This is a genomic window from Pseudomonas sp. S2_C03, assembly GCF_054668405.1.
In genome coordinates, this window is sequence record NZ_CP162766.1 from 4258716 (window position 1) to 4279010 (window position 20295).

Annotated in this window: 17 protein-coding genes; 9 read left to right on the plus strand and 8 right to left on the minus strand. The window is 58.9% G+C overall.

Going from position 1 to position 20295, the window contains the following annotated elements; all coding sequences use genetic code 11:
* Nucleotides 1-220 precede the first annotated feature (220 nt).
* From AB4N64_RS19750 to AB4N64_RS19770, 5 genes are all read left to right on the plus strand, one after another.
* The gene (locus AB4N64_RS19750) at nt 221-1255 is read left to right on the plus strand and encodes an ABC transporter ATP-binding protein (protein WP_460117661.1); all 1035 of its coding nucleotides are present in this window, start codon (nt 221-223) and stop codon (nt 1253-1255) included.
* A 1-nt stretch (nt 1256) separates the two neighbouring features.
* Nucleotides 1257-2204 (plus strand): ABC transporter permease, encoded by a 948-nt coding sequence (locus tag AB4N64_RS19755; RefSeq protein WP_460117663.1) that lies wholly within the window; start codon nt 1257-1259, stop codon nt 2202-2204.
* Nucleotides 2194-3003: an ABC transporter permease gene (locus AB4N64_RS19760; protein WP_460117664.1), complete on the plus strand. Its 810-nt coding sequence runs from the start codon at nt 2194-2196 to the stop codon at nt 3001-3003. The genes AB4N64_RS19755 and AB4N64_RS19760 overlap by 11 nt, the downstream gene beginning before the upstream one ends.
* A gap of 83 nt (nt 3004-3086) precedes the next feature.
* A complete protein-coding gene (locus AB4N64_RS19765; RefSeq protein ID WP_460117666.1) occupies nt 3087-4511 on the plus strand; it encodes a gamma-aminobutyraldehyde dehydrogenase in 1425 nt (474 codons plus the stop codon).
* A gap of 227 nt (nt 4512-4738) precedes the next feature.
* Nucleotides 4739-6220, plus strand: coding sequence for an APC family permease (locus AB4N64_RS19770; protein ID WP_460117668.1), 1482 nt, complete (start codon nt 4739-4741; stop codon nt 6218-6220).
* A 67-nt stretch (nt 6221-6287) separates the two neighbouring features.
* Here the strand turns inward: AB4N64_RS19770 and AB4N64_RS19775 are convergent, their stop codons facing one another.
* Complete coding sequence (locus AB4N64_RS19775) at nt 6288-6473, minus strand: hypothetical protein (protein WP_460117670.1); 186 nt, start codon at nt 6471-6473, stop codon at nt 6288-6290.
* 415 nt (nt 6474-6888) lie between these two features.
* Between AB4N64_RS19775 and AB4N64_RS19780 the strand changes: the two genes are divergently transcribed.
* Entirely contained in the window at nt 6889-8514 is a 1626-nt protein-coding gene (locus AB4N64_RS19780) for a glucan biosynthesis protein D (RefSeq protein ID WP_460117672.1), read from the plus strand.
* 154 nt (nt 8515-8668) lie between these two features.
* Nucleotides 8669-11785, plus strand: a complete 3117-nt coding sequence (locus tag AB4N64_RS19785) for a transglycosylase domain-containing protein (RefSeq protein WP_460126811.1) — start codon at nt 8669-8671, stop codon at nt 11783-11785.
* Nucleotides 11786-11788: 3 nt separating this feature from the next.
* On the opposite strand, the gene AB4N64_RS19790 is transcribed toward AB4N64_RS19785, so the two are convergent.
* From AB4N64_RS19790 to AB4N64_RS19810, 5 genes are all read right to left on the minus strand, one after another.
* Nucleotides 11789-13042, minus strand: a complete 1254-nt coding sequence (locus tag AB4N64_RS19790) for a hypothetical protein (protein WP_460117673.1) — start codon at nt 13040-13042, stop codon at nt 11789-11791.
* Nucleotides 13043-13086: 44 nt separating this feature from the next.
* Nucleotides 13087-13575, minus strand: a complete 489-nt coding sequence (locus AB4N64_RS19795) for a CS1 type fimbrial major subunit (protein ID WP_460117675.1) — start codon at nt 13573-13575, stop codon at nt 13087-13089.
* A gap of 5 nt (nt 13576-13580) precedes the next feature.
* Nucleotides 13581-14336 (minus strand): molecular chaperone, encoded by a 756-nt coding sequence (locus AB4N64_RS19800; RefSeq protein ID WP_460117676.1) that lies wholly within the window; start codon nt 14334-14336, stop codon nt 13581-13583.
* Nucleotides 14337-14385: 49 nt separating this feature from the next.
* Nucleotides 14386-16905, minus strand: coding sequence for a TcfC E-set like domain-containing protein (locus tag AB4N64_RS19805; RefSeq protein WP_460117678.1), 2520 nt, complete (start codon nt 16903-16905; stop codon nt 14386-14388).
* A gap of 119 nt (nt 16906-17024) precedes the next feature.
* Nucleotides 17025-17525 carry a CS1 type fimbrial major subunit gene (locus tag AB4N64_RS19810; RefSeq protein ID WP_460117679.1) on the minus strand — a complete coding sequence of 167 codons (501 nt, stop codon included), beginning with the start codon at nt 17523-17525 and terminating at the stop codon, nt 17025-17027.
* Between the two features lie 466 nt (nt 17526-17991).
* Here AB4N64_RS19810 and AB4N64_RS19815 point away from each other — a divergent pair, with 466 nt between their 5' ends.
* Nucleotides 17992-18561: a PadR family transcriptional regulator gene (locus AB4N64_RS19815; protein WP_460117681.1), complete on the plus strand. Its 570-nt coding sequence runs from the start codon at nt 17992-17994 to the stop codon at nt 18559-18561.
* The gene (locus AB4N64_RS19820; RefSeq protein ID WP_460117683.1) at nt 18558-19343 is read left to right on the plus strand and encodes a siderophore-interacting protein; all 786 of its coding nucleotides are present in this window, start codon (nt 18558-18560) and stop codon (nt 19341-19343) included. The genes AB4N64_RS19815 and AB4N64_RS19820 overlap by 4 nt, the downstream gene beginning before the upstream one ends.
* A gap of 57 nt (nt 19344-19400) precedes the next feature.
* Here AB4N64_RS19820 and AB4N64_RS19825 read toward each other — a convergent pair whose 3' ends face one another.
* Nucleotides 19401-20033: a Pr6Pr family membrane protein gene (locus tag AB4N64_RS19825; RefSeq protein ID WP_460117685.1), complete on the minus strand. Its 633-nt coding sequence runs from the start codon at nt 20031-20033 to the stop codon at nt 19401-19403.
* A 2-nt stretch (nt 20034-20035) separates the two neighbouring features.
* Nucleotides 20036-20266 carry a VF530 family protein gene (locus AB4N64_RS19830; RefSeq protein WP_460117687.1) on the minus strand — a complete coding sequence of 77 codons (231 nt, stop codon included), beginning with the start codon at nt 20264-20266 and terminating at the stop codon, nt 20036-20038.
* Between the last annotated feature and the right edge of the window lie 29 nt (nt 20267-20295).

The following is a 20295-nucleotide window of genomic DNA, read 5'->3' on the forward strand; positions in this document are numbered from 1 at the left end:
ACCAGCCGCGCCCGGGCAGTGCTCGCCTCCTCACGTACTGAAGTACGCTCCGGGGGCTGCGCGCTGGCCGGACACGGCTGATCGCCGCTCGCTACGCTCCCGAAACGACTTTCTGTGATTGACGCTTATCAAAAAGCAAAAGCTGATTGTCGAACGACCGTTTTTTCAGAAGTCCAGGCAGGGCCGTTGCAACGGCCTCCGCTTTTTGGAGCACCGCACCATGACGCTTGCAGTCCAATTCACCAACGTTTCCCGTCTGTTCGGCGAAGTGAAAGCCGTAGACCGGGTTTCCATCGACATCCAGGACGGCGAGTTCTTTTCCATGCTGGGCCCTTCCGGCTCGGGCAAAACCACCTGTTTGCGCCTGATCGCCGGTTTCGAACAACCCAGCGCCGGCTCCATCCGCATCCACGGCGAGGAAGCCGCCGGACTGCCCCCCTATGAACGCGACGTCAATACCGTCTTTCAGGACTACGCGCTGTTCCCGCACATGAACGTGCTGGACAATGTGGCGTATGGTTTGAAAGTCAAAGGCGTTGGCAAAAGTGAACGCAACAGCCGCGCCGAAGAAGCCCTGGCGATGGTTGCCTTGGGTGGCTATGGTCAGCGCAAACCTGTGCAGCTTTCTGGCGGTCAACGCCAGCGTGTGGCCCTGGCGCGCGCGCTGGTCAATCGCCCTCGGGTACTGCTGCTCGACGAACCCCTGGGTGCCCTCGACCTGAAGCTGCGCGAGCAAATGCAGAGTGAGCTCAAAAAGCTGCAACGCCAGCTCGGTATCACCTTCATTTTCGTTACCCACGATCAAACAGAGGCGCTGTCGATGTCCGACCGCGTGGCTGTGTTCAACAAGGGTCGCATCGAGCAGGTCGACACGCCGCGCAACCTCTACATGAAACCGGCGACCACCTTCGTCGCAGAATTCGTCGGCACCTCAAACGTGATTCGCGGTGACCTGGCCACACAACTCAGCGGCAATCCACAGCCGTTTTCGATCCGTCCCGAGCACGTGCGGTTCGCCGAAGGCCCGCTGGCCAGCCATGAAATCGAAGTCAGCGGTTTGCTCCACGACATCCAGTACCAGGGCAGCGCCACCCGCTACGAATTGAAGCTGGAAAACGGCCAGACCCTCAACATCAGCCAAGCGAACAATCAGTGGCTGGACGTCAGCGCCCAGCACCAGACCGGGCAACGCATCAGCGCACGCTGGGCCCGTGAAGCGATGATCCCGTTGCACGACACCGCGGGCGGGGTGTGAGATGAACAGCGTGGCAATCACTCAAACTCCGGGCAGTGGCTCGCCGCTGCGCAGGTTCTCCAACCTGCTGTATCGGCGGCCGAATTTCTACCTGTCGCTGCTGCTGGTGCCGCCGCTGTTGTGGTTCGGCGCGATCTACCTGGGCTCGCTGCTGGTGTTGTTGTGGCAAGGTTTCTACACCTTCGATGACTTCACCATGGCGGTCACCCCGGACCTGACCCTGGCGAATCTGGCAGCACTGTTCCAGCCGTCGAATTTCGACATCATCCTGCGCACCCTGAGCATGGCCATCGTCGTGTCGATCGCCAGCGCCATCGTCGCATTCCCCATTGCTTATTACATGGCGCGCTACACCACCGGCAAGACCAAGGCGTTTTTCTACATCGCAGTGATGTTGCCGATGTGGGCCAGCTACATCGTCAAGGCTTATGCCTGGACCTTGCTGCTGGCCAAGGGCGGCGTGGCGCAATGGTTCGTGCAACACCTGGGCCTGGAGCCGCTGTTGCAGTTCGTGCTGGGCATTCCCGGCGTGGGCGGCAGCACCTTGTCCACCTCGCACCTGGGGCGCTTCATGGTGTTCGTCTACATCTGGCTGCCGTTCATGATCCTGCCGATCCAGGCATCGCTGGAACGCCTGCCGCCGTCGCTGCTGCAAGCCTCCGCCGACCTCGGCGCCAAGCCGCGCCAGACCTTCATGCAGGTGATCCTGCCGCTGTCGGTGCCGGGCATCGCAGCCGGTTCGATCTTCACCTTTTCCCTGACCCTGGGCGATTTCATTGTGCCTCAACTGGTGGGCCCGCCCGGCTACTTCGTCGGCAGCATGGTGTACGCCCAGCAAGGTGCGATCGGCAACATGCCAATGGCCGCCGCCTTTACCCTGGTGCCGATTGTGCTGATCGCCATCTACCTGACCATCGTCAAACGACTGGGGGCCTTCGATGCACTCTGATAAAGCGTCTATCGGCCTGAAAATAGCTGCCTGGGGCGGGCTGGTGTTCCTGCATTTCCCGATCCTGATCATCTTCCTCTATGCCTTCAACACCGAGGACGCCGCGTTCAGCTTTCCGCCCAAGGGCTTCACCCTGAAGTGGTTCAGCATCGCGTTTTCGCGTCCCGATGTATTGGAAGCGATCAAGCTGTCGCTGCAGATCGCCGCCATCGCCACCTTGATTGCCATGGTGCTCGGCACACTCGCATCGGCGGCGCTATACCGTCGGGACTTCTTCGGTAAACAGGGCATCTCCCTGATGCTGATCCTGCCCATCGCCTTGCCAGGGATCATCACCGGGATCGCGTTGCTGGCGACCTTCAAGTCGCTGGGAATCGAGCCCGGCATGTTCACCATCATCGTGGGCCACGCGACCTTCTGCGTGGTGATCGTCTACAACAACGTCATCGCCCGGCTGCGTCGTACTTCGCACAGCCTGATCGAGGCGTCGATGGACCTCGGTGCCGATGGCTGGCAGACCTTCCGTTACATCATCCTGCCCAATCTCGGTTCGGCATTGTTGGCGGGCGGCATGTTGGCGTTCGCACTGTCCTTCGACGAAATCATCGTCACCACCTTCACCGCCGGTCATGAACGCACCCTGCCGCTGTGGCTGCTCAACCAGCTCAGCCGCCCTCGGGATGTGCCGGTGACCAACGTCGTGGCGATGCTGGTCATGATCGCGACCATGCTGCCGATTCTCGGCGCCTACTACCTGACTCGTGGGGGTGAGAGCGTGGCGGGGAGTGGTGGGAAGTAACTCGATTCCAACTGGAGGAACCGGGTCGCACAATGAAAGCCGGTTTCTTCAGGAAAAACAAAAATTGTGAAGAGGACAATGCCATGCAAACCCAACTCCTGATCAACGGCCAACTGCTCGACGGCGAAGGCCCCGCTCAACCGGTATTCAACCCGGCGCTGGGCCGCGTGCTGGTGGAGATCAATGAAGCCAGCGAAGCCCAGGTCGATACTGCCGTGCGGGCCGCCGATGCGGCGTTCGACAGCTGGTCGCAAACGCCGCCGAAGGACCGTTCGCTGCTGTTGCTCAAACTCGCCGATGCGATCGAAGCCCACGGCGAAGAGCTGGCCAAGCTGGAATCGGACAATTGCGGCAAGCCCTACAGCGCCGCGTTGAACGATGAGATCCCGGCGATTGCCGATGTGTTCCGCTTTTTCGCTGGCGCCAGCCGCTGCATGAGCGGTTCGGCTGGCGGTGAATACCTGCCTGGACACACCTCAATGATCCGCCGTGATCCGGTGGGTGTGATCGCTTCCATCGCACCGTGGAACTACCCACTGATGATGGTCGCCTGGAAGATCGCCCCGGCCCTCGCCGCCGGTAATACCGTGGTGCTCAAGCCGTCGGAACAAACCCCGCTGACCGCCCTGCGCCTGGCGCAACTGGCATCGGAGATCTTCCCGGCTGGCGTGCTTAACCTGGTGTTTGGTCGTGGGCCAACGGTCGGCAGCCCATTGGTCACTCACCCCAAAGTGCGCATGGTGTCGCTGACCGGCTCGATTGCCACGGGTTCGAACATCATTTCCAGCACCGCTGACAGTGTCAAACGCATGCACATGGAACTGGGCGGCAAGGCGCCGGTGATCATCTTCGATGACGCCGACATCGACGCCGCCGTGGAAGGCATCCGCACCTTCGGTTTCTACAACGCCGGCCAGGACTGCACTGCCGCGTGCCGTATCTACGCGCAGGCTGGCATCTACGAGAAATTCGTCGAGAAACTCGGGGCGGCGGTCAGCAGCATCAAATACGGTTTGCAGGATGATCCCGCGACCGAACTCGGGCCGCTGATCACCGCACAACATCGCGACCGGGTGACCGGGTTTGTCGAGCGCGCCGTGGCACAGTCGCACATTCGCCTGATCACTGGTGGTAAAGCGGTGGAAGGCAATGGCTTCTTTTTCGAGCCAACGGTATTGGCCGATGCGCAGCAGGACGACGAGATCGTCCGTCGCGAGGTGTTCGGGCCGGTGGTGTCGGTGACCAAGTTCACCGATGAAGCGCAGGTGCTGGCCTGGGCCAACGACTCCGATTACGGCCTCGCTTCCTCGGTGTGGACCGCCGACGTCGGTCGCGCCCATCGCCTGTCTTCCCGCTTGCAATACGGCTGCACCTGGGTGAACACCCACTTCATGCTGGTCAGCGAAATGCCCCATGGCGGTCAGAAACTGTCCGGGTACGGGAAGGACATGTCGATGTATGGGCTGGAGGACTACACCGTGGTTCGGCATGTGATGTTCAAGCATTAAGTACAAAAGCATCGCGGGCAAGCCCGCTCCCACAGGTTCACCGTACCCCATGTGGGAGCGGGCTTGCCCGCGATGAATTCACCTCGGTTTCAGGGCAGAAACCGGCATTAGGCTCCACCAGGCTCCACAGCCACAAAAACAATAACCACTGACCCTGGCGGCGCCCTCTCGGCCCCACCATGGGTTCGGCCAACCGAAATCTGCCGATTTTGCGGAGCTAACACACCATGAGTGCACAACCTGAATTCTCGAGCGCTGCTGACAGCGATGCCGAGCAACTTCGCCAACTGGGTTACACCTCCAACTTCAACCGAAGCATGAGCCTATGGGAAAACTTCGCCCTGGGCTTTACCTACCTCTCTCCGGTCGTTGGGGTTTATACCCTGTTCGGCCTGTGCCTGGCGGCCGGCGGGCCACCGATGTTCTGGGCCTACCTGCTGGTCGGTTGCGGCCAGTTGCTGGTGTGCCTGATTTTCGGTGAAGTGGTTTCGCAGTTTCCGATTTCCGGCGGCGTATACCCGTGGGCCCGGCGTTTGGTGGGCAAACGCTGGGCGTGGATGGTCGGCTGGATTTACTCCATCGCCCTGTGTGTGACCATCGCTGCCGTAGCGGTCGGCGCCGGCCCTTACCTCGCTGCAATGATGGGCTTCGAGCCGAGCAACAACACCAACATCGTCATCGCCTTGGTGCTGACACTGTTTGCCACCCTGGTCAATCTCAGCGGCACCAAGACACTGGCGCGCATCGCCATGTTCGGTTTTCTCTGCGAACTGATCGGCGCGGTGATCGTGGGTGTGTACCTGCTGATCTTCGAGCGCCATCAGCCGATCAGCGTGCTCTTCAACACCTTCGACATCAGCATCAACGGCTCGTACCTGCCAGCATTCCTCACCGCGTCCCTGGCGGGGATGTTCCTGTACTACGGCTTTGAGGCCTGCGGTGATGTCGCCGAGGAAACCCCGAACCCGAGCAAGAAGATCCCAGTGGCCATGCGCATGACCATCTACATCGGCGGCATCGCCGCGATGTTCGCCTGCCTGGCGCTGATCCTCGCCGTGCCGGACATGCGGGCGGTGATCGACGGCACCGACAAGGACCCGGTCGGCACCATCCTTGGCAACGCTTTCGGCCCGGTCGGCTCGAAAATGGTCATGGGCGTGGTGATGATTTCCTTCATCTCCTGTGTCATCAGCCTGCAAGCGGCGGCGAGTCGTCTGCTGTACTCCTACGCCCGCGATGAAATGGTCATCGGCAGCGGGGTGCTGAAAAAAATCTCGCCCAACACCCAGGTCCCCGTGGCCGCGCTGTTCGTCTCCGGCGTACTGCCGGCACTGATCATCATTCTCGGTTTCTTCCTGCAGGACGCTGTCGCCACCATCGTCAGCTTCGCCGCCATCGGGATCTACCTGGCGTTCCAGATGATCGTCCTTGCGGCCCTTTATGCACGGGCGAAGGGCTGGAAACCCAGCGGAAAATTCACCCTCGGCGCCTGGGGCTGGCTCGTCAACATCGGCGCCCTGGTCTATGGCATCGGCGCTATCGTCAATATGGCCTGGCCGCGAACCCCGGACGCCGAGTGGTACATCAACTACGCCATGGTACTGAGTACCGCCATCGTGATCGGCCTGGGCTTGCTGTACATGTGGATTGGCAAGCCATATGACCACGGGACCGCGCCAGCGGGGGATGCGTGGAAGGTGGGTCGCTAAGCATCGATAAATTCCCAAAACAAAAAGGGGCCGACCTCACGGTCAGCCCCGTTGTCGCTTCACCTGCTCAAAACCGCGAAACACTCCTCATCGCGTCCACCAGATACCGCATGGCAATCCGGTCGGTCTCCGACAGCTCGCGATAGCGCTCCACCAGTTTCAATTCCTCGGAATTGAGACGCCGCCTTCGCCGCCCGATACCCAGGCAAGGGAAGATTCCCAAGATTTCGGTGATGCCTTGTACTTTCGACATGGACGATGTCCTTCTCTTAACGTCAAAGAAAACTGCACTTACCGCATCGCCCTTCCCTTTTTCAGCCGCCTCCTTGTGCCAACTGAATCCCACCGGCCTGAGGGCAGAAACCGGTCATGTCCATAGAATAGAAACTATCCGGGCGCTGAAAAGTGGTTTTTAGAGTAATTAGTCGAAAAAAGCAGAAATGCCCTGTAATTCAGAAGTCTCTGTGGGAAACGTTACCCGGAAATGTCTTGTTTCATTGCAGGGCCATCGCTCTGACATCAAGCAATTTTGCTCTTCCAGCGAACCGTTTAAGCTATTTGGCATCTGTTCTAAGTCCGCTGCGTTTGGCCGAAGGCATGTCCGAACCCCATTTTTGATCCAATACGCGCCAGGAACGGCACGGGATTGCTCACGACAGGTTGTATTTATGCACCGCAGGAATTTGCTCAAAGCGTCCATGGCCATCGCTGCCTACACCGGTCTGTCTGCCTCTGGCCTAATCGCCGCCCGGGCCTGGGCGAGTAATGCCACGGCAGATGGCGAGGCTCAAACCTTTGATTTCGACTGGCTCAAAGCCCAGGCCAAGCAATTGGCTGGCAAGGGGTATCAGGACACCAAGCAGGTGCTGCCACCGACCCTGGCAACCATGACGCCGCAAAACTTCAACGCCATTCGCTACGACGCCAATCATTCCCTGTGGAAAGACCTCAAAGGTCAGCTGGATGTGCAGTTTTTCCACGTGGGCATGGGGTTCAAGCAGCCGGTGCGCATGTACAGCGTCGACCCCAAGTCGCGACAGGCGCGAGAGGTGCATTTCCGCCCTTCGCTGTTCAACTATGAAAACACTTCGGTTGATACCCAGCAGCTCAAGGGTGACCTGGGGTTTTCCGGCTTCAAGCTGTTCAAGGCGCCGGAGCTGGACCGGCATGATGTCGTGTCGTTCCTCGGCGCCAGTTATTTCCGCGCGGTAGACGCCACTGGCCAATACGGCTTGTCGGCGCGCGGGCTGGCGGTCGATACCTACGCCAAAAAGCGCGAAGAGTTTCCCGACTTCACCAAGTTCTGGTTCGAGACCCCCGACGCCAATAGCACGCGGTTCGTGGTCTATGCCCTGCTCGACTCGCCCAGCGCGACAGGTGCCTATCGTTTTGATATCGATTGCCAGGCCGAGCGCGTGGTGATGGAAATTGACGCCCACATCAACGCCCGTACCGCCATCGATCAACTGGGTATCGCGCCGATGACCAGCATGTTCAGCTGCGGAACCCATGAGCGGCGCATGTGCGACACCATTCACCCGCAGATCCATGACTCCGATCGCTTGGCGATGTGGCGCGGCAACGGCGAATGGATCTGCCGCCCGCTCAACAACCCGGCGACCCTGCAGTTCAACGCCTTCTCCGACACAGACCCGAAAGGTTTCGGCCTGGTACAAACCGATCACGAGTTCGCCAGCTATCAGGACACGGTGGACTGGTACAGCCGGCGCCCGAGCCTGTGGGTAGAACCCACAACCGCCTGGGGCGAAGGCTCGATCGACTTGTTGGAGATCCCTACCACTGGCGAGACCATGGACAACATCGTCGCCTTCTGGACCCCGAAAAAACCGGTGGCGGCCGGTGATTCGCTCAATTACGGCTACAAACTGTACTGGAGCGCGCTGCCGCCTGTCGGCACACCGTTGGCGCGGGTGCACGCGACCCGTTCAGGCATGGGCGGTTTCACCGAGGGCTGGGCACCGGGCGAGCATTACCCGCCGGTCTGGGCACGCCGGTTTGCCGTGGACTTCACCGGTGGCGGGCTGGAACGATTGCCGGACGGCACCGGGATCGAGCCGGTCGTCACCTGCTCCAACGGCGAGGTCAAGGATTTCAGCGTGCTGGTGCTCGACGACATCAAGGGTTACCGGATTCTGTTCGACTGGTACCCGACCACCGACAGCGTCGACCCGGTTGAGCTGCGCCTGTTCATCCGCACCAACGAGCGGACGCTGAGCGAGACCTGGTTGTATCAGTACTTCCCACCGGCACCGGACAAGCGCAAGTACACCTGACAATTACCGCAATAGCCTGTGGGAGCGAGGCGTAGAACCTTCGCTCCCACAAGCTTCAGCAACATCTCCCGTCCCCACAATTTTTTCACCATCGCCAACCACCGACTAAGCTTCAGACAAGTCCGATCAATCTGCGTGAATGGATCAATCGACTATGGGCGCGTTGTGGCAAACCGATTCGAGTAAAAATGTGGTTCCGACCGAACGTGTGGATGAAGCGCCTTTGCCTGAAAAACCCCGTCGCAGTCGTACCCGACATGGATGGAAGGCGTTTTTCTTACTGCTGCTGATTATCCTGATTGCGCTAGGGCTGGCGGCCATCAGGGAAATGCGCACGTCGAAGTTTCAATCCCGTGAAGCCAGCAAACTCGCCGCAACCCTGACTTATGAACTGCAACCGGGCCCCACCGACGCCATCCGCTACCCAGGCGCCGGGCCTTTCGACCTGCGCCTGGGCTACAGCTCGCTGGGTGAGTTCCTGCCACGACTGATCAAGCGCGATTACGTCATTTCTGCCCAGACCCGGTTTTCCCAGGCCTTGATGGATTACAGCGACAAAGGCTTTTTCGTGCCTTACCCCGAGAAAATCCAGGCTGGGTTGTTGATCACCGATTGCCGGGCAACCCCCCTGTTCCAGTACAAGTACCCACAACAACTCTATGCAAGCTTCGACGCCATTCCCCCCGTGGTGGTTAACAGCCTGTTGTTCATCGAAAACCGCTTCCTGCTCGACCCTGATCTGCCCAGGGCCAACCCCGCCGTCGACTGGCCGCGATTCGGCATGGCCGCTTGGTCGCAGGTGGCGAAAATGCTGCATATGCCCGGGCAGTCCGCCGGCGGTAGCACGCTGGCCACTCAACTGGAAAAATACCGCCATTCGCCCGACGGGCTGACGGTGTCGGGCGGGGAAAAAATCCGACAGATGATTTCCGCCAGTGTTCGCGCTTACCAGGCTGGGCCCAACACGCTTGAGGCGCGCAAAAACGTGGTCCGCGATTACCTCAATAGCGTGCCGCTGTCCGCCGTACCAGGCCACGGCGAGGTACACGGCATGGCCGAAGGGTTGCGCGTCTGGTATGGCGCTGACTTCAATGAGGCCAACGCACGGCTGGCCAGCGCTGACACGGATCCGAAGACCATGGCGGAGAAAGGCCTGGCCCTGCGCGAAATGCTGTCCTTGATGATCGCCCAGCGTCGCCCTTCCCATTACCTGACCAAAGGCCGGGATGAACTGGCCAGCCTGACCGACAGCCATATTCGCCTGCTGGCGCAGAACAACGTGATCGATGCGCAGTTCGCAGCGGCCGCATTGGCCAGCAAGGTGACTTACCGCGATTGGCAGACCCAGCCGACCATTCAACCCATCGAAACCAACAAAGGCATCAGCGTCGCGCGCAGCCGCCTGGGCGGGCTGCTCAATCGCCCGCTGTACGACCTCGATCGTCTCGACCTCTCGGCCACCAGTACCTTGCAGGGCGACTTGCAGGCGCAGACCACCGAGTACCTCAAGCACCTCTCGGACCCTGAATTCGCGACGCAAATCGGACTGATGGGCGAACGCCTGCTCACCCCCACCAGCACCACGCAAGTGCGCTACAGTTTTACCCTGTTCGAGCTGACCCCGGATGGCTCGCGAGTGCGGATCCAGACCGACAGTACAGACCAGCCCTTCGACATCAACGAAGGCAGCAAGCTGGAGCTGGGCTCCACCGCCAAAATGCGCGTGCTCACCACCTACCTGCAAATCATCGCCGAGCTGCATGACAAATACGCCCAGATGAGCGTTGCGGACCTGAAGAAACTCGAAGTTCCGGAACAGGATCGCCTGAGCCGCTGGGCCGTCGACTACCTGATCCAGAACAAGGACCGCAACCTGCCGGCGATGCTCGGTGCCGCACTGGATCGTAAATACTCCGCCAGCCCCGGCGAAGCCTTTTTCACCGGTGGCGGGCTTCACGTGTTCAACAACTTTCGCAAGGAGGACAACGGACGCAACCCGACCCTGCGCGATGCCCTGCGTGAATCGATCAACCTGCCGTTCATTCGCCTGATGCGCGACCTGGTGCGTTACACCACTTACTCTGGACCCAGCAGCAGCGCCGAGCTGTTAAAGGATGACCGCGACCCAAGACGCCAGGAATACCTGGCCTCCTTCGCCGACCGCGAAGGCACCTCGTTCCTGCTGCGGTTCTGGAAAAAGTACAAGAACAAGGACACCCAGGAACGCCTGGAAACCTTCCTTGATGGCATGCGCCCGACCCCTATCCGCATGGCGGCGGTGCATCGCTATCTGTTGCCGCAAGCCAGCCAGGAAAGCTTCAACAGCTTCGTACGCTCGCACCTCAGCGGCACCAAGCTCACCGAAAAACTCACCGACGATCGTCTGCAACGTCTGTACGAAAACTACAGCCCCGGCATTTACGACCTGCCGGACCAGGGTTTCATCGCCAAGGTGCACCCGCTGGACCTGTGGCTGATGGGTTACCTGCTCAACCACCCGGACGCGAAATGGAGCGAGATCGTCAAGGCGAGCCAGTTCGAACGTCAGGAAGTCTACAGTTGGCTGTTCAAGAGCCGGCACAAGGGCGCCCGGGACAATCGAATCCGTACCATGCTGGAAATCGAAGCGTTCCTGGACATTCACCAGCGCTGGCAGAAAGTCGGCTATCCGTTCGATCACCTGGTGCCGTCACTGGCGACCGCCATCGGCAGTTCCGGCGACCGTCCGGCGGCGCTGGCCGAGCTGATCGGTACGATCCTCAACGACGGCGTACGCATGCCGACGCTACGCATCGATAGCCTGCACTTTGCAGCGAACACCCCTTATGAAACCAAACTGATCAATGACCCGGACGTCGGCAAGCGGGTGATGCCATCGGAGGTCGCCACCGCGATGCGCGAGGCGTTGTCCCAGGTGGTGGATGCGGGCACGGCGAAAAGGGTGGCTGGCACCTTCATGACGCCAGACGGCAAATCCCTGGCCATGGGTGGAAAAACCGGGACCGGGGATAACCGCATCGAATCATTTGGTTCAGGGGGGCGGATCATCAGTTCGAAGTCGGTCAACCGCACCGCAACGTTCGTGTTCTACATTGGAGATAGCCATTTCGGCACATTGACGGCTTTCGTACCCGGGCGCAGCGCCGAAACCTACAAATTCACTTCTGCGCTGCCGGTCCAGGTACTCAAGGGCATGGCGCCGATCCTTAACGCTTACCTGCAGCCGGGTGCCCATACGCAATGCCTCCCGTTGCAGGTCTCACAACGATGAGTCTTACACTTCAGAATCCCAGACGACGGTGACGTTGCCGGAGTAGGTTTTTTCTTCGCCAGTGAGCATTTGCTCGACTTGCTCCCTGACGATTTCGAAGTGCAAGGTGCCCGGCTTTCGATCAACGTAAAAAGTCGGTTGGATGAGCGGCGTGCCACTGCCATCGACCAATAGAGGCCGGCGATTGACCGGCTGCTGCGTGGCATCCACCAGCCCGTTAGGCAAGGAGACACTGACATTCAGCGGCACGGCGTGGCCGGAGTTGGGCTCCAACAAGGCACAGGTGTTGCCGCCCGTGGAGTATCCACATTCCAGGTGCATCTTGAATCGGCTGGAAGACGAAATATTGAACGTCTGGTCACGAAACAGTCGCACTGGCTTGCGCCCCTGGTTCAACCACCCCTGCCAGCCGCCTTGAGGGACCAGTTCCACTCGATGACCGCCAGGTGGAATCTTGATGTCGAGCGAGTGCTGCACATCGAGGATGAAGTTGAAGATGAACTCTTTGTCCCTGGGAATCATCACATCACCAAAATCAAAGTCCCCCATCGGTCCCATGCTGTAGGTGATGCTCCCCGTGTACTGTCCCGTAGACATGGTCAGCGGTTTGGGCGTCTTGATCGCGTAGGCGTATTCCAGAGAGCTGTACCAGAGCTTCGGAATGTCCAGGCCGGGTGTCCGATGGCAGACCCCCGCGTTTTCGGGAACGATCCAGAAAAACAACGCGAAGCTGGTCGCCGCCGCCAGATAGTTGATGCCCCTGCAAGGACTCGGCGCGTCTCGCCACTGATGAGACCAGTGAACATCTGGCAACTGCCAGGCGCCTACCCCAGGGGGGCGATTGAGGTTCCAGCGATGGCCGATGCCGGCAATGCGGACTTGAACCGTCTCGACTTCGCCGGTCTCGCGATGGGTAACCTGCAAGTCGCGCCACTCCGAGGGCACTTTCCACATCGCCCCTTCCCGAGGGTTTGCATGATTTGCGCGAATCGTTCCATTGCTCTCGGCGAAAAAATCATTGACCCGAATAGAGAAAATACCTTCGGCCTTGCACCGAGGGATCGCAGGACCATGCCACTCACATACACCACTCTGGGGCGTGGTATTAACAAATTCATTCCTCATGGGGTTGGCCGGATCCGGGATGAACCTGGCGGTTATGTCCTGTGACATTGCACTGACACTGGCCGAAAACACCAGCAGCCAAGCGCTTATAAAAGGGTGGATCCGTGGTTTACATCTATTGAACTGGTTCATGCAGGTTCCATTCAGCCGCCAATGCGACCCGATTTTCCCAATGATCAAGGGACGATGGCTTCAAACAGCAGGTGAACGCTGCCGTAGTAATTTCCGGGCTGATAACCCGCCGGGGGTTTTGCAGCCGCGATTTCCAGGGCTGCCCGTTTGCCGGCACGACCATCGGCCTCGGTAATGACTTCCTGCGCGTCCAGGGTGAGTCGCTTGTCGTTGAAGGTGACATTCAGTGCGATGTCGTCACGGTCCCGGCCGTTACTCAAATACGGCTCAAAAGACAGCCGCGCGGAAATCGCACCGTTTTCGTTCTTCACATCAAACTGTTTGCGCAGGACGCTGAAGCTGGAAGTCATCGGGTTCCAGTGCAGCCGTTGCTCCAGGTGAATCCAGTCAGGGTCGGCGGGTATCACGTGAAACGCGGACGTCGGCAAGGTGACCGAGACGTAGAAGCTCTCGCTGAATCTGATGGCAAACGCACTGGTACTGGCCAGCGTCAGCACCATCAAGGCCGTCACCGCTTTAATCGCTTTGATCATGTTGTTCACTCGCGGTTGACCTGGCCCTTGACTTCAAGCTTTTTCGACACGGTCCCTTCAATGAGAGTGAACCGATACTCACGGCCGGCCTGCTTGTCGAACTGGAACGTTCGACCCGCCAGAATGTGATGTTTGGTAGTGGGTTGGCAGTCGCTTTCGCTTTTCGAAGCGCAATCCTTGAATTCGTCGATGATCACGACCGAGTTGCCATCATTGCGAATCGCGTACTTGCCAGGCGCATCCGTGATCACACTGTCAAATCGTGTATTGGAAGGTCGAACGAAAAATATCGTCCCGTATCCCGCCAACACATTGATCCCCGCCGACAACCCTTTCCTGTATTGCTCGCGCTCTTCGGCAGACACCGCGAACTCATCTTCCTTTTCGGGAACGACCGGTACGAAGCGCACGCGAAAATAACGTTCTTTATCCCGCTCGCCGATGTACAGCAAACGCGTGCCCTGCACGCCATTGGCTGGCACGATCAATCGTGCGGGGCTGGCCATCAGACCGTCGCGAGCGACGGCACCCGCCTGGTTGGTCAACGGAACTTCCCGAGCGGTGCCATCCTCGTTGTAGAGAATTTCGAGAATGTTGACGCGCACGAATGCCGTGCTGTCCCCGCTGTTGAATAACCGTTTCAGGTAGGTACTTTTATCGCCATCCAGGTAGTCGAACACCACGCCGACATTTATCTGAGGCCCTGCCAGGACGACGTGCGGTAAAAGGGTAAAGCCAAGGATTGCCAACCAGCGTTTCATCATGTTCAACCTGATAAAGAGTTTTATCGAAGAGTGTTTTGCGCACGGGTCAACCGGCGCTTGCGTCGCTGTAGGTTGCGTCCGCCAACGTATCCGCGGAGCAGCGCTGATCCCCGATCATCAACACGTTGTCTTCCTTGCGCGCATTGGCGGTGTCGAGGCGCAATTGACACAACAACTGATCGCCATGGCGAACTTCCAGCGTCGGCGAACCGGCCTGCATTTCCATTGAAAAGAAGCCATCGACCTCGCTCACTCCGCGGCTGGCGTGATTGATCACGTGATGGCCCTTGAGCGGCCTGCCCTGGGGATCGATCAGGCGTCCCAGAACGGTGAGGGTTTTGTTGACGGTGATCTTGCGGTAACCGACGCCACCCTTGTTCAAGTGGTAAAGGCTGCGCGGCGGCTGGATGCTCGCTGCCGGTGGGTGGTTACCCTCGAAGTCGAAGCTCACCACGCTGCTTTTGTAAGCGGTCATCGGGATGAAGTTGCGCCCCGGTCGCAGGCTCGTACTGCCACCGCTCGAATCGTCGGCCCGTAGCGCGATGCCATCGACATCCGATTCAACGTCGACGATCATCCCCGCCCCTGCCCCATGGCTCTGGCTGGTCATGACGATTTTTTCGCCACCGACCGCTACGGTGCTGTCCAGATTCAAACCGCCGGCGAACTTGTCGTTGAAGGAAGAACGCTGGAGGAATACATCACCATTGAGTGCGTCGTTGGCGAAATTCGCGGTGCCGGAAAGGCCGGCTCCATAGGTATCGGCGAGTGCCGTGGCTGACACGCTTTGCAGCACATGCCCCTGCAAGTCCTTGCGGTAACTGACAGTGGCGTTGTGGTCACGACCACCGTCGCGGGACGTGCGTGTACCGATGCTGCCGGACCACTGCTCACCCGGTCCTCCCAGCGCCACACTGACGCTTAGATCGACGCCGCGGTTGCGCTTGTCGCCGCTGCTGAAACTGCCCGGTCGATCAAACACCGAAAAGCGCCAGTTGGCATCGCTGCCAAACAATGAGCCTCGCTGGGTCCACCCCAGGTCCACCCCCGTGCCGTCGACATTTCCGGCGCTGTGCGACACCCGTGCGTTGACCGAACTTTTGCTGCTGACCCGGTGATTGAGCGACACCGACGAACTGCTCGTGCGACCGACAAAAACGTTTCGCTGACGCACTCGGGTACCGTCCGAAAGGCTTTCGTAAGTTCGGGTGGTGTCGAGCCAGCTACGGTTGTGGGTCAGGAAAATACTGCCGATTCCATAACTGTAAATCGCCTGCACATCGAGCCCGGTTCCGTGGTCCTCGGTTTGGTAGACGTTGGCGAACAGGCTCGTGTGGCTGGCCAGGGTCCAGTCGACCGACGTGCCGTATTGCATCCTTTCGCGCACCCGGCGCCCCGATACACCCAGAATGACCCGTGGATGCAGAAGGTAATTGAACGCGGCACCTGCGGTCATGTCGCCGGAATCCTGCTCCTCCCAGTTGCTGAGCAATTTGCTTTCACGACCGGCGAACAGGTTGTAGCGCCAGCGGCTGTCCTGGTTGTGCCAGTTGGTGGGCTTGTACACCAATTCCCGGGTTGTGGAGGTGATCTGCCCATCTTCGATCAGGCGCACTTCCACTTCATAGATCCCTCCCGGTAAAGAACGTGTATCCAGGGGTTGCAAGCCAGCCTCTACCGCCTGGCTATTGATCAACGTACCGTTGCGCAGGATTTCCACCGAGGCTTGACGGTTGGCCGTGACGTACAGGGGATAGATGCTTGGTTTCGGACTGTTGATCGCCAGACTGTCGGAGCTTCCAACCATCAGGCCGGCAGCAGTGTCCGGGCTGGCCCCGAATGTACGGATCTGGCGGGCCAAGCCCTCGGAGTTGGGCGTGAAATAGCCCAGGCGCAAAAAGCTGCCTTGCAGTTCACGCTGGCTGTAAAGCTCGTGTACTGCATGATGGAGCTTGTCGTCCGAGCCCCCTTGCCGTGCCAACTGGACATTCACGCTCTGGGTCCAGTTGCCCAGGCTGCCACTTGCCTCCAGACCCAACCGTCCGCCCGTGTCTTGCTCCTGACCGCCGTTGATATTCAACTGATTGCGCACGATCAGCCCACTGCTGCCGCCCTCGGGCAGCTCGTAGTAACGCTTGTCTTGCGTATTGCGCTCGGCGTTTGCCGTTGCAATCGAGAGCAGGGAATTGTTCAGGTTGTAATGCGCAGCCACCATCTGCTCCGGGCAATTACCTTCACAGGCACCCAGCGCGATACCTTGCTTAAGGTAAGTGGCCCAGATTTCCCGCTGGCCAGCCGACACCTGACTGTCAGCGACATCGGCAAAATCAAGCAGGGTGACGCGATCATCTCGAGACAACACAATCATCGCCTCGCCCATCAATTGCTGATCAAGTTCCACGCGAACGGCCAGGGGCACATCAAAAAAGTGTTCTTCGAAGTCCGCCGGTAAACCTTCGGCCTGAGCCAGTAGACTGCGGGGCGTCGTGCCATTGTTGGGCGCAGCCAATGCACCTGCGCAAAACATAAAGGCGAGCGCAGTCGCGATGGGAGTCATCGGGAACATGAACGAATACTCGGTATTTTGGATATTGAGACGGTAAACATCCGAGTCGACAGGTGCGATAACCCGTCGACCGGTCAAGTGTGCCAAATGGAACCCAGTCCAATCAGGCTTGATTCACATCATGGAGTGGGAAGTACTGCGTCAAAACGCATGGCAACTACGCCCGTGTAATCGCCAGGTTTATAGCCACCTGTTGGTTTGGTCGGTGTAACGACAAAATCCACACGCTTGCCTGGCGTCGACTCGGCGTCACTAAGAACTTCCACTGCCGCGGTATGATTCAAAGCAACGTTGTTAAACGTGACGACCAGTGGGATCTTCTCTGCGACAACCCCGTTTGACAAGAAGGCCTCGCTTTCAAGCATCGCCTCGATCGAACCGTTGGTGTTCTTGGTATCGAACTGCGCACGCAGCGTGCTCAATTGCTCACTGATCGGATCGAAATGCAGACGCTGATCCTTGTCGATCAAACTGGGGTCCACAGGCACCACATAGAAAACACTGGATGGAACTGCCGCGACAATATTCACGGAGTGGCGCGCTTCTCCGATAGCAAAAGCCATGGAGGAAGTCAGTGCCAGGACAACCAATGGAGTACCGACTAGAATTTTTCTGAACATTACTCAACACCTGTTTGGGAAGGATAAGTTTCTGATTAAAAGTCAGACCAGTTAACGGCTCACTGCAGCGCGCCATAGCCCAACTTTCAACGGTGCGCATGATCATCCATCCCAGATCACAAGTAAGTAGGAAATTTCATCCAAGCGTGTAGTTAGCTGCACCAATTCACTTGTTGAAAACATGAAATACGATATAAACCCACTATTTATAAAGCCGTCTTCCTACACACAACATTAACCGCGACCCCTCTTGAAACTTTAACTAACAACTTGTTTAACTAAAGTTTGCTTATCGCCCACTTTAAACAGGTTTTCGTCCACAGTTTTTTCCTCAGGCACGGGGTCAAGTCGCAGGGTTGTCTGCGCCGTGCCGCTCGTCGTGAGGTCCATCGGCTAGGAAAAAAACTGATTGCCCATCATTAAGATATATCTTACGTTGTATCTAGAAATGAAGAGAGAAAACACCATGAGAGACCATCATTCCCCCCATCGCGAACATCCTGGCGACGGTTTTGAAAAACGCCCCGGCCGCGAACGCGGCGGTCGCGGCCCACGAGTGTTCGCCCCGGGAGATCTCAAGCTGTTGCTGCTGGCATTGATCGCCGAACAGCCCTGCCACGGCTATGACCTGATCCGCCAGATCGAAGGCATGTTCGATGGCGCCTACAGCCCCAGCCCGGGCGTGATTTACCCGACCCTGACGTTTTTGGAAGAAAGCGAAATGATCCAGGGCGATGCCGAAGGCGGAAAAAAACGTTACAGCGTGACCGACGCCGGACGTTTGTCTTTAAGCGAGCAGGCGATTGCCCTGGAAGGCGTGCGCATGCGCATCGATGTGAGCAAGCGATCATTGCGCGGCCATGATCGGCCGGCCGAGATCCACGAGGCTGTGCATAACCTGCGCCATGCGTTGCAACTGCATCACGGGCGCTGGAGCCCGGAAGAAATCCTGCGGGTTTCCGCATTGCTCAATGACACCGCCAAAGCCATTGTCGACGGCCCTGCCGTGGCGTCCATACGGGAGAACACCGAATGACCCAAGTGATCGAACAATCCATTCACCGCGTCATGCACGACATCAAACGCCGTCGCCTGCAAGTGCTGCGCGTGGTTGACCTGACACCACGCATGCGTCGCATTACCCTGGGTGGGCCGGAACTCGCGGGGTTCGTCAGCCTGGGCGCTGATGATCACGTCAAACTGCTGTTCCCGCAGAACGCAGCCGAGCAAGCCGCCCTGGAAACCCTGGTGTTGGGCGCCGGCAAGGGCAACGGGCCGATGCCCGCGATGCGTGATTACACGCCACGCCGCTACGACCTCGACGCCCTGGAACTGGACATCGACTTTGTGCTGCACGGCGATGGCCCTGCCTCGACCTGGGCGGAACAGGCCCGGCCCGGACAGTTCCTGCACATCGGCGGGCCCAGGGGTTCGATGATTGTGCCGGACATGTTCGACAGCTATTTGCTGATCGGCGACGAAACCGCCCTGCCCGCCATTGCCCGTCGCCTGGAAGGCCTGGCGGCCAATCGCCGGGCGCTGGTGGTGGTCGAAGTGGAGAGCGGCGCCGAACAGCAGAAGCTGGAAAGCGCGGCGCAGGTCAACGTGATCTGGGTGTTGCGCGAAGGTGGCAAGGATAATCTGCTGGCCACCGTGAAGCAGTTGCAAATCCCCAGCGGCAGCCTGTACACGTGGGTCGCCACCGAGAGCAAGGCGTCACGACAGATTCGCCGAGTGCTGCTGGATGAGCATGGGGTGGATGAGCAGTTCTTGAAGGCCGTGGGGTATTGGCGGCTGGATGACTCTGAAGAAGAGTGACCGGTTATAGGGCTGGAACCCATCGCGAGCCCGTTCGCGATGGCTATTGCCCAGAAACTACAAAACCCGCCCCCGCCATCGATCCACCCCGATCAACACCAGCGATATCACCAAAAACCCCACCAGCAATCCCCCCGCATTCAGAAACACCTGTGGATAACCCAGGCTGTCGACATCGATGAAGGGATACGGATAAACAGCCAGCAAATGCCCACGCAGCAGCACATACGCGAAATACACCACCGGGTAGATCACCCACAGCCCAATATGCCGCAATCGCAAGGTGCCTTTGGGCACGCAGAGCCACCACCAGACCAGGAACAGCAACGGCATCACGTCATGCATCAGCTCATCCGCCACCCACTGCCAGCCTTCGGGATGCCACAGATGGCGCAACAAGACGTTGTAGGCCACGCCCACGATGACAATGCTCACGGCAATCGCGCTGCTGACCCCCGGTTGCAGAAACCAGCGTCTGGCCGCTGATTCGCGAGCGCTCAGATGACAGGTCAGGACGGTTGCCACCAGCGTATTGGTAATGACGGTGAAGTAGCTGAAAAAGCTGACCAACCCACCGAGCAGACTGGCGCCCAGTGTCCAGCGCGAGTGGAAGATCAGGTACATCTGGATGCTCAGCCCGGCCCAGCCCAGGCAAGCGGCTACCGCCACAAAAGCCGGTGATTTAAGCATGTTCAGATCGGTCGCTTGGTACGCATCAACTTCACGTACAGGCGTTCGACCTTCTCCCGCGCCCACGGCGTTTTGCGCAGGAACGTCAAGCTGGACTTGATACTTGGATCACTCTTGAAACAGCGAATGTCGATGCGCTCGGCCAAGCCCGACCATTCGTAGTGTTCAACCAGCACGTTGAGGATTTGCTCCAGGGTCACGCCGTGCAGCGGGTTGTTGTTCTGTTCGGTCATGCCGGGCCTTCGAGCAATGAATGAGTGGA

Coding starts and splice junctions, on each gene's coding strand:
- AB4N64_RS19790 (WP_460117673.1), bottom strand. CDS start 13,042: ATGAACCAGTTCAATAGATGTAAACCACGGATCCACCCTTTTATAAGC.
- AB4N64_RS19765 (WP_460117666.1), top strand. CDS start 3,087: ATGCAAACCCAACTCCTGATCAACGGCCAACTGCTCGACGGCGAAGGC.
- AB4N64_RS19760 (WP_460117664.1), top strand. CDS start 2,194: ATGCACTCTGATAAAGCGTCTATCGGCCTGAAAATAGCTGCCTGGGGC.
- AB4N64_RS19830 (WP_460117687.1), bottom strand. CDS start 20,266: ATGACCGAACAGAACAACAACCCGCTGCACGGCGTGACCCTGGAGCAA.
- AB4N64_RS19785 (WP_460126811.1), top strand. CDS start 8,669: ATGGGCGCGTTGTGGCAAACCGATTCGAGTAAAAATGTGGTTCCGACC.
- AB4N64_RS19810 (WP_460117679.1), bottom strand. CDS start 17,525: ATGTTCAGAAAAATTCTAGTCGGTACTCCATTGGTTGTCCTGGCACTG.
- AB4N64_RS19800 (WP_460117676.1), bottom strand. CDS start 14,336: ATGAAACGCTGGTTGGCAATCCTTGGCTTTACCCTTTTACCGCACGTC.
- AB4N64_RS19775 (WP_460117670.1), bottom strand. CDS start 6,473: ATGTCGAAAGTACAAGGCATCACCGAAATCTTGGGAATCTTCCCTTGC.
- AB4N64_RS19755 (WP_460117663.1), top strand. CDS start 1,257: ATGAACAGCGTGGCAATCACTCAAACTCCGGGCAGTGGCTCGCCGCTG.
- AB4N64_RS19805 (WP_460117678.1), bottom strand. CDS start 16,905: ATGTTCCCGATGACTCCCATCGCGACTGCGCTCGCCTTTATGTTTTGC.
- AB4N64_RS19770 (WP_460117668.1), top strand. CDS start 4,739: ATGAGTGCACAACCTGAATTCTCGAGCGCTGCTGACAGCGATGCCGAG.
- AB4N64_RS19780 (WP_460117672.1), top strand. CDS start 6,889: ATGCACCGCAGGAATTTGCTCAAAGCGTCCATGGCCATCGCTGCCTAC.
- AB4N64_RS19750 (WP_460117661.1), top strand. CDS start 221: ATGACGCTTGCAGTCCAATTCACCAACGTTTCCCGTCTGTTCGGCGAA.
- AB4N64_RS19825 (WP_460117685.1), bottom strand. CDS start 20,033: ATGCTTAAATCACCGGCTTTTGTGGCGGTAGCCGCTTGCCTGGGCTGG.
- AB4N64_RS19795 (WP_460117675.1), bottom strand. CDS start 13,575: ATGATCAAAGCGATTAAAGCGGTGACGGCCTTGATGGTGCTGACGCTG.
- AB4N64_RS19820 (WP_460117683.1), top strand. CDS start 18,558: ATGACCCAAGTGATCGAACAATCCATTCACCGCGTCATGCACGACATC.
- AB4N64_RS19815 (WP_460117681.1), top strand. CDS start 17,992: ATGAGAGACCATCATTCCCCCCATCGCGAACATCCTGGCGACGGTTTT.